14 protein-coding genes and 1 pseudogene are annotated in these 16684 nt (G+C 68.4%); 10 read left to right on the top strand and 5 right to left on the bottom strand.

The features are described 5' to 3' along the window. Positions 1-495: 495 nt before the first annotated feature. From mug to NRB20_RS19910, 3 genes are all read right to left on the bottom strand, one after another. A complete protein-coding gene (mug, locus tag NRB20_RS19920; RefSeq protein ID WP_153411659.1) occupies positions 496-1059 on the bottom strand; it encodes a G/U mismatch-specific DNA glycosylase in 564 nt (187 codons plus the stop codon). Positions 1060-1126: 67 nt separating this feature from the next. Then, the gene (locus NRB20_RS19915; protein WP_319945151.1) at positions 1127-2449 is read right to left on the bottom strand and encodes an amidohydrolase family protein; all 1323 of its coding nucleotides are present in this window, start codon (positions 2447-2449) and stop codon (positions 1127-1129) included. Positions 2450-2490: 41 nt separating this feature from the next. Further along, on the bottom strand, positions 2491-3663 hold the full coding sequence (locus NRB20_RS19910) for a nitrate ABC transporter substrate-binding protein (protein WP_227833687.1): 1173 nt from the start codon (positions 3661-3663) through the stop codon (positions 2491-2493). A gap of 335 nt (positions 3664-3998) precedes the next feature. Here NRB20_RS19910 and NRB20_RS19905 point away from each other — a divergent pair. The 9 genes and pseudogenes from NRB20_RS19905 to NRB20_RS19865 all read left to right on the top strand — a co-directional run bounded on the left by NRB20_RS19905 (position 3999) and on the right by NRB20_RS19865 (position 12363). Beyond that, positions 3999-4722, top strand: a pseudogene (locus NRB20_RS19905) (ABC transporter ATP-binding protein). Then, entirely contained in the window at positions 4719-5573 is an 855-nt protein-coding gene (locus tag NRB20_RS19900; protein WP_153411658.1) for an ABC transporter permease, read from the top strand. The pseudogene NRB20_RS19905 and the gene NRB20_RS19900 overlap by 4 nt, the downstream one beginning before the upstream one ends. Continuing rightward, a complete protein-coding gene (locus NRB20_RS19895; RefSeq protein WP_153411657.1) occupies positions 5570-6637 on the top strand; it encodes an isopenicillin N synthase family dioxygenase in 1068 nt (355 codons plus the stop codon). The genes NRB20_RS19900 and NRB20_RS19895 overlap by 4 nt, the downstream gene beginning before the upstream one ends. Positions 6638-6673: 36 nt before the next feature. Further along, entirely contained in the window at positions 6674-7663 is a 990-nt protein-coding gene (locus NRB20_RS19890; RefSeq protein ID WP_153411656.1) for an isopenicillin N synthase family dioxygenase, read from the top strand. A gap of 41 nt (positions 7664-7704) precedes the next feature. Then, complete coding sequence (locus tag NRB20_RS19885) at positions 7705-8358, top strand: GntR family transcriptional regulator (protein ID WP_319945150.1); 654 nt, start codon at positions 7705-7707, stop codon at positions 8356-8358. Positions 8359-8448: 90 nt separating this feature from the next. Then, complete coding sequence (locus tag NRB20_RS19880) at positions 8449-10038, top strand: circularly permuted type 2 ATP-grasp protein (RefSeq protein ID WP_194289936.1); 1590 nt, start codon at positions 8449-8451, stop codon at positions 10036-10038. Between the two features lie 23 nt (positions 10039-10061). Then, positions 10062-11036, top strand: a complete 975-nt coding sequence (locus NRB20_RS19875; protein WP_153411654.1) for an alpha-E domain-containing protein — start codon at positions 10062-10064, stop codon at positions 11034-11036. A gap of 13 nt (positions 11037-11049) precedes the next feature. Continuing rightward, the gene (locus NRB20_RS19870) at positions 11050-11895 is read left to right on the top strand and encodes a transglutaminase family protein (RefSeq protein WP_194289935.1); all 846 of its coding nucleotides are present in this window, start codon (positions 11050-11052) and stop codon (positions 11893-11895) included. Positions 11896-11994: 99 nt separating this feature from the next. After that, positions 11995-12363: a hypothetical protein gene (locus tag NRB20_RS19865; protein WP_227833686.1), complete on the top strand. Its 369-nt coding sequence runs from the start codon at positions 11995-11997 to the stop codon at positions 12361-12363. A 138-nt stretch (positions 12364-12501) separates the two neighbouring features. Here the strand turns inward: NRB20_RS19865 and NRB20_RS19860 are convergent, their stop codons facing one another. Further along, a complete protein-coding gene (locus NRB20_RS19860; protein ID WP_153411653.1) occupies positions 12502-13905 on the bottom strand; it encodes an amidase in 1404 nt (467 codons plus the stop codon). Further along, positions 13902-15221 carry a purine-cytosine permease family protein gene (locus NRB20_RS19855; RefSeq protein WP_153411652.1) on the bottom strand — a complete coding sequence of 440 codons (1320 nt, stop codon included), beginning with the start codon at positions 15219-15221 and terminating at the stop codon, positions 13902-13904. The genes NRB20_RS19860 and NRB20_RS19855 overlap by 4 nt, the downstream gene beginning before the upstream one ends. A gap of 309 nt (positions 15222-15530) precedes the next feature. On the opposite strand from NRB20_RS19855, the gene NRB20_RS19850 reads away from it, so the two are divergent. Beyond that, complete coding sequence (locus tag NRB20_RS19850; protein WP_319945149.1) at positions 15531-16676, top strand: maleate cis-trans isomerase family protein; 1146 nt, start codon at positions 15531-15533, stop codon at positions 16674-16676. Positions 16677-16684 lie beyond the last annotated feature (8 nt).

Raw genomic sequence — 16684 nt, 5'->3', positions numbered from 1 at the left:
GGCTCACGCCACCGACGCCGAACCATCTGCACCGCACCCCGGCGCACCCCCACCCGATCAGCGCCCGTTCGCTCGTAGTTCACTTCGAATTCGCCTGTTACTCAACAGGTTTCGATTGAACGACAGCCCGCTTCGACCCCTCGGCTCCACAACTCCGCTCGTCACACCCGCCGCACCCCAACAGTCCCATCCCACTCACATCCTCCGACCAGGCCCTCGGGGCCGACGGCTCACCTGGATCCGAGTAATTAAGCGAAAGCAGAACTGCCGGAATGCAATTCCCCGGTTAATAGGAGGTTTCGGCTGTGGGAATTCTGGTCGCTGATCAACGGGCGAGGAACGACAATCGCACAGCGGAGGTTCGGTCGACCCGCTCCGCAAGCGTGTCTACCCTGTGCAGGTTCGGGCCAGGTGAGTACCTCACGCCGTCGCACACGACGATGCCGGTGCGTCGCGCGGTGTGGGCGGATCCGTTGGCATTCGCCGGAACCGACCTCACTCGAATCCGGTTGTCTCCCTCAGCTTCCGGAATTCGTCGGCCAGCGCGTCGAGGGTGTAGTGGGCGTTGAGCCCGCTGGGGTTGGGCAGGACCCAGATGTCGGTGTCGCCGAGCGTTTCGGATTGCGGGCCGACGACGGTTTTCGGGCGGCCGAACGCGGTGCGGTAGGCGCCGAGGCCGAGGACCGCCAGGACCCGGGGGCGGTAGTGCAGCACTCGTTCGGTGAGTGCCTGGCCGCCGTCGCGGTATTCCTGGGCGGTCAGTTCGCTGGCCTTGGCCGTCGTGCGGGCGACGACGTTGGTTATGCCCAGGCCGAGGGGGAGGAGTTCGCGTTCTTCGTCGGGCCGGAACAGGCGCGGGGTGAATCCGGACCGAAACAGCGTGGGCCAGAAGCGGTTTCCGGGGCGAGCGAAATGGTGACCGGTCGCGCCGGACCACAGCCCGGGGTTGATGCCGCAGAACAGTACGCGCAGGTCCGGCGCCAGCAGATCGGAGATGGTGCGATCCTGCGCCGCGGCCAGGTCGGCGGGGGTGGGGCGGTACGCGGCCGAATGTGCCATCCGGACAGTCTGCCGGAACCGGACCAGCGGTGTTCGAGCGGTGGGTGCCCGCTCGCGGAAGCGATCCTCACGCCTCCCGGTGCGCGGCGGTCGGGGTGAGGGCGAGCAGTGCGGCGGTGAGCGTCTCGACGTCGATTCGCGTACTGCGGCCGTCGGCCACCACGACGTCACCACCGACCAGCACCGTATCCACGATTCGCGGTGTGCCGCAGGTCAACAGTGTCGCTCCGGGGTCGCTCACCGGCAGGCACGCGAAGTCCCGATCGAACCGCAGCAGCGTCAGGTCGGCGAGCCGACCGGCACTCACCCCGCCCGGCGTGGCGGCGACGGGGAGTCCGAGCGCCCGCGACGCACCGTCGCAGGCGATCGCGAGCATCGATCCGATGTCGAACAGATCCGCGCGGCGCGCATGCGCACGCTGCACATACGCGCCCGCGCGCAGCGTCTCCAGCATGTCCTGCCGATCGTTGGACCCGGCGCCGTCCACGCCGAGCCCGACCGCGACGCCGTCCGCGAGCAGTTCCGGAACCGGTGCGACGCCGGACCCGAGTCGCATGTTGGACACCGGATTCCAGGACACCGCCGCACCCGCATCCGACAGCGCCCGGCGCGCGTCCGCGTCGAGCTCGACGCCGTGCACGGCGAGCAGCCGCTCGCTCAGCAGCCCGCCCTCGGCCAGATAATCGATCGCGGACAGACCGGCGTGCTCACGGCACATCGCGTCGTCGGTGCCCGTTTCGGACAGATGGATCATCACCGTGAGCTCGCGTTCCCGGGCGAACGTGGCGACGGTCCGCATCCCCTCGACCGTCAGCGAACGCGGATTCGGCACGGCCAGACCCAGCGTCACGTGATGCCCGGCCGCCGCGGCGAGCCGGTCGGTGTCGGCCAGCGCGGTGTCCAGCGGCTGCATCAGCCGCGGGTCGAAACCCCAACGGCGCGTGGGATCTTCGCGGTCGGCGATACCCCGCCCGAGCACCGCGCGCACGCCGACGTCCGACAACGCGGTGAGTACGGCGTCGTGCACCTCCGGCGCCGGATGCGGCCACATGTGCTCCACGAGCGTCGTCGTCCCCGACAGCAGACCCTCGAGTGCGGCGGCCACCGCGGCCACATAGGCGCGCTCGGGCGTGATCGCGTTCATCGCCTCGCCGACGGCGAGCAGCCACTCCAGCAGCGGCCGCCCCTCGCCGACGCCCCGGCACAGCGACTGTTGCAGGTGTGTATGGGTATTCACGAAGCCGGGAACGAGATGCCCACCGGCACCGTCGATCACACCCGGGCCGTGCGCCGGAACATGGTCGCGAACCTCGGTGACTACGCCGTCTGCGATCAGCACATCGGCGTGCGGTCGCCATGCGACGCCGGTCCACACGGTCACATCGGACACGGTGTGGATCCGGGTCACGGTGGGCCGCAACGTGATCGGCCTCACCGGATGCCGATCGAACGATCACCGAACCGCGGATCGAACAGCGCGGCCGGATCGACCTTCGGATCCACCTTCGACCCCTGCGCGGCCAGCAGCGGCGCGAGATCGGTGACGAACGCGCTCACCCGCGCCGGATCGTAGGTGCCGACCGAACCGTTCTCGTTCGCGATGATCCCCTTCGACTTCATCACGCCCGACGCGAATTCGGCCTCGGCGAGCGAGTAGGTGGCGTAACTCGGATCCTTCGCGACCACGTCGGCGATCAGCTGGTCGGTGGCCGCCGGCGCGGTGACGAAGTCGGCGTCGGCCTGCTGGATGATCGGCACCAGCTTCCGCAGGCACGGCGTCAGCTGTGCGAGCCGATCGGCCCGCACGGACACGTTGGACGCGTACGGATCGAAGCCGAGTTCCGAGATGAGCGCCTCGGCGACGGGCTTGTTCCACGCCGGGGTGTTGTGCTGGTACTCCCACGGTTCGGCGTCCGCGAACCCCTGCTGCACGATCGAGGAATCGCCCACGAACCGGGCGGGGCTGCCGTCGTAACTGGTGTCCAGCTGCGATTTCGTGACGAAACCCTTGGCGAGCAACCAGGTCGGGAACGTCTGCTCCTTGGACACCACGACGGTGGCGTGCGACGCGGCGAGCCCGCGCAGGGTGAGCCCGGGATGCTTGGCCGGATCCCACATCAGGATCGCCGGACTGTGCGTCAGCAGCGGCGTCACCCCGACGACACGCTGGGCCGCACTCGCCGCGACGACCTGATCACCGTGCACGAGCCCGAGGTCGATCGACGAGTCGACGTACATCTGGGAGGCGACCGACTGGAATCCGATGGCGGACCCACCCGACTTCAACCGCAGCTTGACCCCGGTGTCCTTCCCCTGCGCCACCAGCGTCCCGGTGACCGATTTGGTGCCGGTGTCGACCGTGTAATCGGGCCCGAGCAACTGGAACAGCCCGCCCATGTCGGCCTGCGGCTGCCATTGCAGCTGCACGGTGAGCGTGGCCGGGCAGACGTCCGCGAGGCGTTGCGCGGCGGGCGCCGGGGCGAGCGAGACCTTCGGTGCGGGCGCGGTGGACGAGCCGCACGCGGTGAGGGTGCCGATGCCGACGGACAGCGCCGCGGTGAGGATGGCCGCGCGTCGGGCGACGCGGCTGTGCAATGGGGACATCTGTTCTCCTGCAACGTGTTCGGTGGCGGGACCGGGGGACCGGAAGCGGTCGTGGATGCGGTGGCCTGCGGTGCCGGGGCGTCTACACGGTCGCGCACCGGGCGACGAGTCCACAAGCCCGGGCGATGCATGTAACAAGATGTTCACGGCATAGTTCACGCAGTAATTACATGCAATCGAGATGCTGGATCCACGCCGCGAGCCGAATCTGCTCGCAACTCGTTCCTGCATCGGAGGTTCCCTTGTCATCCTTCGCCCCGCTGGCCGACACCCGTAACGGTGTCGACGCGCGGCATCTGCGAGCGAACGACCAGGTGTCGTTCCACGAGGTGTCGATGACCTATCCGACCGGGACGACGGCGCTGTCCTCGGTGTCGCTGTCGGTGCGTCGCGGCGAATTCGTCGCGGTCGTCGGGCCTTCGGGCTGCGGCAAGTCCACGCTGCTGCGCCTGGCCGCCGGGCTGGAGCGGCCGTCCTCGGGTGCGGTCGCGGTGGGCACGCCGTCGGTCGCCTTCATCTTCCAGGACGCCACGCTGCTGCCGTGGGCTTCGGTGCGCCGCAACGCATCCCTGCTGGTCGAACTCGCCGGGATGCCGTCCGCCGAACGTCGCGCGCGTCGACGCGGCGCTGGCCGCGGTCGGTCTGGCCGATTTCGCGGAGCACCTGCCCAAGGCGTTGTCCGGCGGGATGCGGATGCGGGTCTCGCTGGCACGCGCGCTGGCGCTGGAACCGGAGTTGATGCTGCTGGACGAACCGTTCGGCGCGCTCGACGAACTCACCCGGCAGGAGATGCAGCTACAACTGCTGGGCCTGTGCGAACGCGGCGGTTTCACCGCGGTCTTCGTCACGCATTCGGTCTCCGAGGCCGTGCTGCTCGCCGATCGCGTGGTCGTGATGTCGGCCCGGCCCGGCCGGATCGCGGCCGAGATCGAGGTCGATCTGCCCCGGCCGCGCGGTGAGCGCGGGGACGGCGGATCCTGGGGCGCTGAGCTGCGATTCACGCCCGAATACACCGAAACCGTCGCGCGGATCTCGGGGCTGCTGCGAGGTGTGGCATGAGTACGGTGCTGAATGTTCCGATCGCCCGGACCCCCGAGGTCGCGCCGGCCGCCTCGCGCAGGCTGGTGGCCCGGTTCGGGCGCGGGTCGGTGGCCGTTGGCGCGCTGGTCGCGGGTATCGCGCTCTGGTACGCGGTGTCCTATCTGGTGCTCAGTCCGCAACGCCGGTTCCTGCTCCCGGCACCGCACACGGTGCTCTCGGAGTCGCTGCTCGATCCCGTGCATCTGCGTCCCATGCTCGTCGCGCTGGGTGAGACGGCGCAGGTGGCCGGGATGGGGTTCGTGGCGGCCGCGGTGATCGGGATCGCGGTCGGTGCGCTGATGAGTCAGACCTGGTGGCTCGAACGGGTGATCTTCCCGTATGCCGTTGTGCTGCAAGTGGTTCCGATTCTGGCCATTACGCCGCTGCTGGGCCTGTGGTTCGGCTACAGCACCACCTCTCGGGTGGCGGTGTGCGTGATGATCGCGCTGTTCCCGATCATCACCAATACGCATTTCGGGTTCCGCTCGGTGGATCCGGGACTGCACGAGTTGTTCACGCTGGGACGGGCCTCGCGGCTGCAACGCTTGGTCCGGCTCGAACTGCCCGCGGCCTCGCCCGCGATCCTGACCGGGCTCCGGATCGCGTCCGGGCAGGTCATCATCGGCGCGATCATCGGTGACATGTTCTTCGCACAGGGGCAACCCGGTATCGGCACACTGATGGACGATTACCGGGCGCAGCTGCGCTCCACCGACCTGATCGCGGCGATCGTGCTGGCGGCGGCGTTCGGTGTGGTCGTATTCGTCGTCTGTTCGGCGGTGTCCCGGCTCGCGGTCGGGCGCTGGCACGGTTCGGGAGGTGCTCGATGAGCGAAAACATCACCGCGGACGGCGAATTCGTCGTCCCCACGGTCGACATCACGCCCTATCTGGATCCGGCGGCCTGTGCGGCCACCGATCCGGCGTGCGCGGCGGTCGCGAGGAGTATCGACGATGCCTGTCGCACAGTCGGTTTCCTGCAAGTCGTCGGGCACGGTGTGAGCGCCGCCGCGATCGACGGGCTGGCCGCGGCGATCGACGACTTCTTCGGCGCACCCGCGCGGACCAAACACGAGTTCCGCCGTCCGGGCGAGAATCGCGGCTACACGCCACCGAAATCGGAGTCGCTGAGCATGAGTCTCGGTGTGGCTCCGGCGAATCGGATGCACGACTACTACGAGTCGTTCACCGTGGGGACCGAGGCGGCGGCCTATCCGGGGTTGGATCTGCCCGCGGCCGACTATCCGGCGAACTGCTGGCCCGACGTGCCGGAGTTCCGCTCGTCGGTGACGGCGTACCTGCGCGAGGCGACCGCGCTGTCGCGGGCTCTGCTGCGGGCTTGTTCGGACGCATTGGGCTTGCGCCCCAACCATTTCGACGATCTCGTCGATCACTCCATCGACACCCTCAAGATGAACAACTACGCGCTGCCCCCGGGCGCGATCGAGTTGGACGGGCCGCTCACCGGAATGGGCGCGCACACCGATTTCGGGATTCTGACCGTGCTGTGGGCGGATCGCGTCGCCGGACTGGAAGTGCTCGGACCCGACGCGGTCTGGCATCCGGTCGCACCCGATCCGGGCGCGTTCCTGGTCAACCTCGGCGATGCCTTCGCGCGCTGGACCAACGACGTGTGGCGGTCGACCCTGCACCGCGTGGACCCGCCCGTGGTCGACGGCCGGATCGAACGTCGCCGATCCGCGGCCTTCTTCTTCGACGGCAACCACGACGCGGTGATCGAACCGCTGCCCGGCACCGTGCCGCCCGGCGCGGACGCCTACCCGCCGATCACCATCGCCGCACATCTGCGGGCCAAACTCGCCGGCATGAAGCTGGGCGCCGCGCCCGCCGGGGCCGATCGCGAGGCCGCCCGGGTGCGCGCGGCCCGCACCTGACTCCGAAACCCCTTGCCCGACAGGAGAACACCTACGATGACCGAGCACCGCATGCGGGAACTGGACCGGGAGAGCCGGATGGGCGGGCTGGGCGTGGAGACCGCGCGCAGCGTCCCGCGGATCGATCTGACCGATCGCGAGACCCGACGTGAGGAGATCACCGACCAGCTGTGGCACGCCGCGACCGAGATCGGGTTCTTCCAGCTGGTGAATCATTCGATCCCGCAGCCGCTGGTGGACGCGGCGTTCGCGCGGGCCGCGGACTTCTTCGCACTGTCCGAAGCCGCCAAATCCGCACTGCCACTGGACAAACCGAACAACGCGGGATGGGAGTACTCGAGTCAGGTCCGGCCCTCGGTGGGCACGCCCGACCAGAAGGAGTCGTATCAGATCACCCGCCCGCACATGGCCGGGATGTGGCCGGTCGAACAGGAACTGCCGGGGTTCCGGGACTTCATGCTCGAATTCGAGCGGCACTGTTGGGAACTCGCGATGTGGGTGCTGTCCTGCTTCGCCGACCGGCTCGGCTTCGATCGCGAATTCTTCGCTCGCGCACATGATCCCGAGTCCGCCGCCTACCAGTCGACGCTGCGGCTGATCCACTACTACGCGCTGCCCGCGGAACTGCGCGGTCGTCCCGGCACCTGGCGGGCGGGCGCGCACACCGACTTCGACTGTCTCACACTGCTTTTCCAGCGCGACGGCCAGGGCGGCCTGCAGGTCTGTCCCGGCCGCGAGGCCGACGCCCAGGAGTGGACCCCGGTGCTGCCCTCGGACGACGTGATCACCTGCAATATCGGCGATATGCTCATGCGCTGGAGCGATGACGCGCTGCGCTCGACCTTCCATCGCGTCCGGGTGCCGGGCGCGGGCGAGTACACCGGGCCGCGCTACTCCATCCCGTTCTTCGCCCAGGCCAATCGCGACGTGGTGATCGCGCCGCCGCGTGGCAGCTATCCGCCGATCACCGCGGCCGAGTACCTTCGACAGCGGGTCGCCGCGAACTACGCGGGCCCCACGGCGTGAGCGCGCCGGTCGAAGCCGAGCGGGGGAGGAGGACGGCGCTGGTGAACGGTGGTTCGGACGCGCTGCTCGGGGAGGCGGTCTACAAGCAGCTGCTGGACCGGATCTTCACCGGTGAGCTGCCGCCGGGTGCGCCGCTGAGCGTTCCGGCGCTGGCCGCCGCGCTCGATGTGAGCCGGAGTCCGGTGCGCGATTCGGTGCAGCGGCTAGTCGCCGACGGGCTGGCGGTGCACACCCCGCACGCGGGGGCACGGGTGGCGCACGTCGACGAGCGGGAGATCACCGACGTGCTCGCCGTGCGGGAACTGCTCGACGGGTACGCGGCGCGGGAGGCGACCCTGCGGGCGTCGGCGGCCGATGTGCGGCGGCTGGCCGGCCTGGTCGAGGGCCAGCAGGCGCGGCTGGCCGAACCCGCCGACGCACTCGGCGAGGCCCGGCGCGACCTCGAATTCCACACCGCGGTAAGGGATCTCGCGGGCAATCAGCCGTTGAGCGACGCCCTGCACCGACTCGACGCCAAGGCCCACCTCTACAACACCGGGCTGTGGTCGGACGAGGCCGGACGTCGGTTCGCGGTCGCCGAACACGTCGCGATCGTGCACGCCATCGAGATCGGGGACGCCGCCGCGGCCGAGCGGGCCGCAGCCGCGCACGTCGCGGCGCTCGGGGTGCGGATGCGTCGGCTGGCGCGGGCCTAGGTTCGTAAACCTTTGCGGCGAAACACGGTTGGTTCGAAAATTTTACCTGCGTGACGACATCCGCGCCGAACGATGCGGGACCATCGGAGGATGACAGCGGTTGCCAAGCCCATAGAGTATCCACCGGGGATTTTCGACGGCTACCACGTCGAGCGTCACCCCGATGCCCACGACGAGATGTTCGACCGGGTGGGGCGGATTCGTCAGCCCTATCGCGGCGTGCACAAAGGATTGATGCGAATGGACGTAGGTGAACTGGTCTCACGTTCGGATGCCCTCGGCCGGGCATTCATCGATCAGGGCATCACGTTCTCCCTTTCCGGACAGGAAAGGCCGTTTCCCCTGGATCTGGTGCCGCGGGTGGTCGCGGCCGCGGAATGGTCGCGGCTGGAAAAGGGTTTCGCGCAACGCGTTCGGGCGTTGGAGATGTTCCTCGCCGATATCTACGGCGAGCAGAATATTCTGCGGGATCGGGTGATTCCGCGGCGGCTGATCACCACCTGCCCGAATTTCCATCGCGAGGCGGTCGGCATCGCACCGCCCAACGGCGTGCGCATCCATGTCGCCGGAATCGATGTGGTGCGCGACGAACACGGCGTGTTCCGGGTGCTCGAGGACAATCTGCGGTCGCCGTCCGGGGTCTCGTACGTGATGGAGAACCGCCGCACCATGGCCCGGGTGTTCCCGGATCTGTTCGCCTCGCACCGGGTGCGTCCGGTGGGCGATTATCCGAGTCATCTGCTGCGGGCGTTGCGTGCCTCGGCCGCGACCAACGCCGCCGATCCGACCGTCGTGGTGCTGACGCCCGGTGTGTTCAATTCGGCGTATTTCGAACATTCGCTGCTGGCCCGGCAGATGGGTGTGGAACTGGTCGAGGGGCGGGATCTGTTCTGCCGCGACAATGTCGTCTATATGCGCACCACGCACGGTGAACGTCAGGTCGATGTGGTCTATCGGCGGATCGATGACGAATTCCTCGATCCGATGCATTTCAATCCGGATTCGGTGCTCGGCGTCGCGGGAATTCTGAATGCGGCGCGCGCGGGGAATGTGGTGATCTCGAGCGCGGTCGGTAACGGCGTCGCGGACGACAAACTGGTCTACACCTACGTGCCGACCATGATCGACTATTACCTCGGCGAGAGTCCGCTGATCCCCAATGTGGACACCTTCCGCTGCTGGCTCGACGACGAACGCGCCGAAGTGCTCGACCGGATCGATGAGTTGGTGATCAAACCGGTGGAGGGGTCGGGCGGATACGGCATCGTCTTCGGTCCCGACGCCTCACCACAGGAACTGGAGAGCATCCGCGCGAAAGTCTTTGCCGAACCGCGCAATTGGATCGCCCAGCCGGTGGTGCAGCTCTCGACGGTGCCGACCAAGATCGGGGATTCGCTCTCGCCCCGCCACGTGGATCTGCGGCCGTTCGTGGTCAACGAGGGCGACGACGTGTGGGTGCTGCCCGGCGGCCTGACGCGGGTGGCGTTGCCCGAGGGTTCGCTGGTGGTCAACTCCAGCCAGGGCGGCGGCAGCAAGGACACCTGGGTGCTGGCCTCGCGCTCGATCGGCGTGCGGGAGGAGGCCGCGCTCGAACTGGTGGGTGAACCCGAGGTCACCGATCACGCCGAACAGAGTCCGGCCCTGTCGGTGAGCCAGTCGCAACAGCAACAACAGCAGTAGCAACGACAGCGCTAGGAGGCGTGATGCTGGCGCGGAACGCGGAATCACTGTTCTGGATCGGCCGCTATGTGGAGCGAGCCGACGACACCGCCCGGATCCTGGACGTCACGGTGCATCAGCTGCTCGAGGACGTGACCGTCGATCCGGACCGGGCGGCTCGAAAACTGTTGCGTGTCTTGGGAATCGACCTGCCCGACGGGCAACTCGACGTCTGGTCGCTGACCGAACTGGTCGCCTTCGACCACGGCCAACCGGCCTCCATCGTCGCCTCGATCTCCGCGGCCCGGGAGAACGCCCGGGGCGCGCGCGAGGCGACCTCGGCCGAACTGTGGGAATGCCTGAACACCGCCTACAACGGGCTCGGCGGCGCGATGCGCGCGGCGCGGGAATTGGGGCCGTACGAGTTCTTCCGGTATGTCGAGGATCGGGCGGCGATGTTCGCCGGGCAGGCCGACTCCACCCTCAGCCGCGACGACGGGTACCGGTTCCTGCTGCTCGGGCGGCTGCTCGAGCGCGTCGATATGACTGTGCGCCTACTGCTTTCGCGGGGCGGTGAACCCGCGAACTCGCCCGCGTGGGTGAGCGTGCTGCGGTCGGCCGGGGCGCACGACGCGTATCTGCGCACCCATCGCGGGGTGCTCGACGCGCGTCTGGTGGCCGAGTTCATCCTGCTGGATCGGCTGTTCCCGCGCTCGGTCTTCCACTCGGTGCAACTCGCCGAGATCTGCCTGCACGAACTCGACCAGGCGCCCGGCGGCCGGGTCGGATCCCGCAACGAGGCACAGCGGCTGCTCGGACGCGCGCGCAGCGAACTCGAATTCCTCGCTCCCGGAGTACTTCTGGAAGATCTGCAAACCCGGCTGGCCGATCTGCAACAGACCTGCCGCGAGGTCAACGAGGCCATCGCCCTGCAATATTTCCACGCCGCGCCGTGGGTCGCCTGGACCGACGCCCGCCACCACCTCGGGACGACCGCGGTGCTGGACGGGGAACTGTGAGAGAGGAACCATCATGGGCTGGCGTATGAGGGTCGTGCACACCACGGGGTTCGCCTACGACGACGCGGTCACCCGGTCCTTCAACGAGGCCAGGCTCACGCCGCTGACCGACGCCCGGCAGAACGTGATCCTGAACCGGGTCGAGACCACGCCCGCGACCCGGCCGTACCGGTACATGGACTACTGGGGGAGCGCGGTGACCGCGTTCGACCTGCATGTTCCGCATTCGGCGCTGGCGGTGACCGGTCTGTCGGTGGTGGAGACCGAATCCGGCGTGGGTCCGGCCGGGTCGCGTTGGTCCTGGGAGGAGTTGCGTTCCGAGGAGAACCTCGATCTGTACGCCGAATTCCTGGCGCCCACCGAATACGTTCCGGCCGACGGCGAATTGGCCGGGGCCGCAGCGGATCTGGCGCGCGGGGTGGAGCCGGTGGAGGCGGTCCGGCGCGCGGCCGACTGGGTGTATTCGCGGATGACCTATGTGCCGGGGACCACCTCGGTGCACACCTCGGCGGTGCAGGCGTGGTCCGATCGCAAGGGCGTCTGCCAGGACTACGCGCATCTGACGCTGTTGTTGTTGCGCGCCATGGGAATTCCGTGCCGCTACGTCTCCGGCTATCTGCATCCCGATCCCGAGGCGGCGATCGGGGAGACCGTCGCGGGGCAGAGTCACGCCTGGATCGAGGCGTTCACCGGGACGTGGTGGGGATACGACCCCACCAACGCCACCGCCATCGACGAACAGCACATCTCGGTCGGCGTCGGCCGCGACTACGCCGACGTGCCGCCGCTGAAAGGCATATTCCACGGCGGCCGATCCACCGATCTGGACGTGATCGTGGAGATCACCCGGCTCGCCTGAACGCCGCCGCCGGGACCCCGACACGCCGCTACCAGCCCGTTCGGTAACCATTCGCCGTCCGCATCCGATGATCAGAGGAACCCTTCGGAAGGATTGTGAATGCGACGAACGACGATGACCGCCGCACGCGTCGCGGTCGGTGCGGTATCCGCACTGGGATTTGCCGCGGTGATCGGCACCGGTACGGCTCAGGCGGCGCCACAGGATTGCACCGTCACCACGGATCTGTTCGGGGCGCGGGCGGCCTGTCACGATGTCGGGGCACCGCCGGGTCGGGAGTACACGCTCATCGTGGAATGTTTTGGGCTGCACGGGATCCCGGAGGCCTTTCCGCTCATGGCGATCGGCCCTTATCACGGGTCGTGGGGTGGGTCCTTCGTGCCGTCCGGGCAGGGCGGGGCCTCATGTCTGGGGCCGATGAGTTTCGGCACGACGACCGGTGCGCACGTGGAGATCTATCGTCAGTGAGGAGTCGACGTCGGGTGCCGGTGGCGTTGTCGGCCACCAACAGGCGTACCCACCGAGCGTCGATGCGGGATGTCGGCGTTCGGTGGGCGTCGGTTTGCGCTGTGTTATGAAACAGTCTGTGGCGCTACATGTTTCGAGTCACCGGCCGATTCGCTCATAGGCCGCGGCGGCGCGCAGGACGGTCGCATCGCCCAGGTGTTGTCCGATGAGCTGGATGCCGACGGGTAAGCCTGCGGTGGTGATGCCCGCCGGGAGGCTGATCGCGGGTTGGCCGGTGAGGTTGGCGATCGGGGTGAAGCCCTGCCAGGCGGTGGGGGAGACCGGTCGGCCGTCGATCTCGGTGGGGCCCTCGATGTCGAGTGGGAAGGCGGGGACGGCCGCGGTGGGGGTGAGCAGCAGGTCGAAGCGGCTCATGAGGCGGGCCATCCGGTTCACCACGGACTTGCGCATCATATTGGCCTGGGTGAAATCCTCTGCGGTCCAATCGGTTTCGAGCATCGCGACCAGGTGGGGTGAGATACGTTCCCGGTATTCGCCGAGTAACGCGCGCATACCCACCAGATCGGTTTCGGCCATGATCAGCGCCGTGAAGTGCCGTGCCGGATCCTCCCAGTCCGGGACGAATTCCGTTACCTCGCAGCCGAGTTCGGATTCGAATGCGGCGGCGGCGCGATCGGCCGCCGCGCGGACCTCCGGATCGACTGTCAGATAACCGAAGTCGGCGCTGTAGCCGATCCGCAGCCCGCGAATATCCGGATCACGGACGGCGGCCCGCCAGTCGACATCACCGGCGGGCAGCGTGTGCCGATCGCGGGGATCCGGCCCGGCCAGCACGCTCATGGCCAGCGCGATGTCGTCCACCGTGCGGGCGATGGGACCGATGTGTTCGATGCTCTCCCAACCGGATACGCCCGGATAACGCTCGTCACGGCACCCGGGATACACCGGCACCCGCCCCATCGACGGCTTGAACCCGACCGTCCCGGTCAGCGCCGCCGGAATCCGGATCGAGCCGCCGCCGTCGCTGCCCAGCGCGAACGGAATCATCCCCGCCGCGACGGCCGCCGCGGATCCGGCACTCGAACCACCCGGGGTGCGGGCAGGGTCCCACGGATTGCGGGTGGTGGGGAACAGGGGATTGGTTCCCGTTGCGCTGTAACCGAATTCGCTGGCATTGGTCTTGCCGAGGCTGATCGCGCCCGCACCGTTCAGCCGTTCGACGCAGATATCGTCCTGCTCGGGCACGAAATCGGCGTACACCAGCGAACCCGAGGTGGTGCGAATTCCCTTGGTGCAGATCAGATCCTTCACCGCGTACGGGACCCCGGCCAGCGGCCCGGCCGTCCCGTCCCGCAGCTCCTGCTCGACCTGCCGCGCCCGCTCCAGGGCGATCTCGGGGGTCAGGGTGCAGAAGGCGTGCAGTTCGGGATCGGCGTCCGCGACGCGGGCGAGGGCTTCCTCGACGATCTCGACCGGGGACACCGCGCCGGAGGCGAGTCTGCCGACCAACTCGGTGGCGCTGGGCTGTGCGGTGTCGATCATGCCTGCACCACCTGCGTCTCGGTGACCAGCGCGGAGACCGTGCGCGGTCGCCGCAACTTCTCCATCGCGGCGTACACCAGCGCCGCGGCCACGATCCCGATCACCGCGTCGACCGACCCCGGCAGCAGGTAGTGCGCCACGGTCGCCGCCGCCGCGCCCAGCGCCCAGGCGGCGAATGCGGTGGGGCGGAAGGACTCTCGTCCGATCGTGCGACGCAGCAGCAGTTGGTCCACGATCAGCACCGCGCCGATCGGCGGGACGAAGATGCCGAGCAGATTGAGCCAGTCCAGGAAGTGGCTCCACACGCCGGTGAGCGCGGTGACCAGGCCGACCACACCGAGAATGAGCGCCACCGGCCGCATCCCGAGCCGGGTGATGCCGGACCAGCCCAGCGCGCCGTTGTACAGGCAGTGCGAGGCGACCGAGCCGAGGTTGATGTACACGAACGCGACGGCGATACCGGTCAGCAGCGGGCCGTGTCCGGTCAGCAGGCCCAGGAAGCCGCCGCCGTCGGTGGCCGGATGCGCCGAACCGCCGACCGCGACCACCAGACCGCCGATGGCGTAGGCGATGAAGTTCGAGACGGGGAAGGCCCAGAAGGTGGCGCCGACCGCGGCGCGGCCGGTCTTGGCCCAGCGCGTGAAATCGGCCGTCATGGTGCCGGAGTCGGCGAAACCGGCGACCACGATGCTGACCGCCGCGCCGAACGAGAGCGCGGTGCCGCCGCCGTGGTAGCTGAGCACCTGGTGCACGGACAGCCCGTTACCCGACGCGCCGAACCACAGCGCGACCACGGCCAGCACCACGAACAGCGGAGCGGCGATCATGCCGAGCCAGGACAGCGCCCGGATGCCCACGATGGTCACCAGCGTGTACAGCACGCACCCGACCGCCGCGGCCAGTAGGGCGGGCCAGCCCAGCGCGTCGCGCAGCGTCGTTCCGGTGAGCCCGATCTGGAAGGAGAACCAGCCGATGACGACCGTCGCCAGGAAGGCCGCGGCGATCCGGCGGCCGGTGCTGCCGAAGGTGGCGGCGGCCTGCAGCGAGAAGCTCTTGCCGGTGCGTCCGGCGATGTAGCTGAGCGCGCCGACGTAGCCGAACAGGATGAGATTGCCCAGCAGCAGCGCGGCCAGGCCCGCGACGACGCCGAGGTTGTAGACGATCACACCGCCGAAGACCGCGTTGCCGAGGTTCATCGGGAACCCGAACCACACCGCGGCGATGGACAGGGTGCTGCGGCGGGCGGTGTCGGGAACGGGTTCGTGCTCGTATTCCTCGGCCAGTTCGAGGTGCGGCTCGTGGGAGTTTGCGGACATGACAGCTCCAGCGGAAGAGGGGGGACGCCTCCGGTGTCTTTGGTATTCCAAAGAGCCGGACAGCAACGAGATTCGGGGGAGACCGGCCGGATGTCAACCGGTTCTCACGCCGGTTCGGCACCCGCGGTGACCGCCGTCTACCTGCCGTTATGGCGTGATCCGGCGGCGATTGCCGGGAATTTGGCATACCAAACTTAACGTGCCGTTTTCAGACGAAACAGACTGAGAACCTTCGCGTAACAGATGCGGCGCTTTGGCATACCAAACTCGATCGCGAGCAGCCGGTCGAACGTACGAAGGAGTGACCACGTGTACCGAGTCGGAATGATCGTCCCGTCGTCGAACACCTGCCTGGAACCGACGACCTACCGGATGCTGTCCGGAATCGAGGGCGTATCAGTGCATTTCGCTCGGGTGCCGGTCACCCGGATCGGGCTGGACGCCGCCGCGGACGGTCAGTTCGCCCTCGAACCGATGCTGGCGGCGGCCCGGCTACTGGCCGACGCGGGCGTGGACATCCTGGTCTGGAACGGCACGGCGGGCTCATGGCTCGGGATCGATCACGACCGCGCGTTGTGCGCGGCGCTGGCGGAGGCGACCGGAATCGAGGTCACCACATCGACTCTCGCGCTGCTGGAGGCGTGTCACGCGTACGGCGTCACCAGACTCGGGATCGCCGTGCCGTACACGGCGGAGGTGACCGAGCGTATTCGCGCGGTGTATCGGGGCGAGGGAATCGACTGTGTCGCATGTGAATACCTCGACATCACCGACAACGCGGCGTTCGCGGAGGTGCCCGAGGCACAGGTGCGGCGGATGGTGACGGCCGCGGCCCACGACGCGCATGCGGTCGCGGTGGTGTGCACGAACGTGTTCGGTGCCGCCGTGGCCGCCGGTGCCGAAGCCGAGTCGGGGATTCCGGTCTTCGACAGCGTCTCCGCGACGCTCTGGCGGGCACTGCCCGCCGGATGCGCGGTGCCCGGCTGGGGTGAGCTGCTGTGGGCGGGCCACTTGCGCAACGACTTTCAGCACGCGGTCGAGACGCTGCTCGAGGCGACCGGCGCGGACCGCACCACCCTGCGCATCGATCTGCCCGAACAGGGGCTGGCGGTCGATCTCACCGCGGCCGAGGGATTACGCGACGGGGTGTCCTCGATCCGGCGGGACGCCTCGCTCGACCAGCGGCGGCTCAATACCGTCGAATGGCTGGAGCGGCATCGTGAACTGTTGGTGCAGAACGACTTCGGTGCTGATCCGAAGCCGCCGGACGCGCTGCGCGAGGTGTACGGCGTGCGGGCGCAGATGCTCGGGCCGGTCGTGCGCGGTGCGGCCATGGTCGGCTGGCTGTCGGTGCACAGCCTGCGTGAGCGCGAGTGGGGTGCCGGGGATCGTGAGGCGTTGAGTGCCGCGATCTCCGCGATTCACGAAATCCTCGACGCGAGTGGGAAACTCTGAGGTGCGAA

Source organism: Nocardia macrotermitis (assembly GCF_009604405.1).
Lineage (GTDB): Bacteria > Actinomycetota > Actinomycetes > Mycobacteriales > Mycobacteriaceae > Nocardia > Nocardia macrotermitis.
This window is presented reverse-complemented; position numbering and strand designations above follow the sequence as displayed.

Coding starts and splice junctions, on each gene's coding strand:
- mug (WP_153411659.1), bottom strand. CDS start 1,059: ATGGCACATTCGGCCGCGTACCGCCCCACCCCCGCCGACCTGGCCGCG.
- NRB20_RS19910 (WP_227833687.1), bottom strand. CDS start 3,663: ATGTCCCCATTGCACAGCCGCGTCGCCCGACGCGCGGCCATCCTCACC.
- NRB20_RS19900 (WP_153411658.1), top strand. CDS start 4,719: ATGAGTACGGTGCTGAATGTTCCGATCGCCCGGACCCCCGAGGTCGCG.
- NRB20_RS19895 (WP_153411657.1), top strand. CDS start 5,570: ATGAGCGAAAACATCACCGCGGACGGCGAATTCGTCGTCCCCACGGTC.
- NRB20_RS19890 (WP_153411656.1), top strand. CDS start 6,674: ATGACCGAGCACCGCATGCGGGAACTGGACCGGGAGAGCCGGATGGGC.
- NRB20_RS19880 (WP_194289936.1), top strand. CDS start 8,449: ATGACAGCGGTTGCCAAGCCCATAGAGTATCCACCGGGGATTTTCGAC.
- NRB20_RS19875 (WP_153411654.1), top strand. CDS start 10,062: ATGCTGGCGCGGAACGCGGAATCACTGTTCTGGATCGGCCGCTATGTG.
- NRB20_RS19870 (WP_194289935.1), top strand. CDS start 11,050: ATGGGCTGGCGTATGAGGGTCGTGCACACCACGGGGTTCGCCTACGAC.
- NRB20_RS19865 (WP_227833686.1), top strand. CDS start 11,995: ATGCGACGAACGACGATGACCGCCGCACGCGTCGCGGTCGGTGCGGTA.
- NRB20_RS19860 (WP_153411653.1), bottom strand. CDS start 13,905: ATGATCGACACCGCACAGCCCAGCGCCACCGAGTTGGTCGGCAGACTC.
- NRB20_RS19855 (WP_153411652.1), bottom strand. CDS start 15,221: ATGTCCGCAAACTCCCACGAGCCGCACCTCGAACTGGCCGAGGAATAC.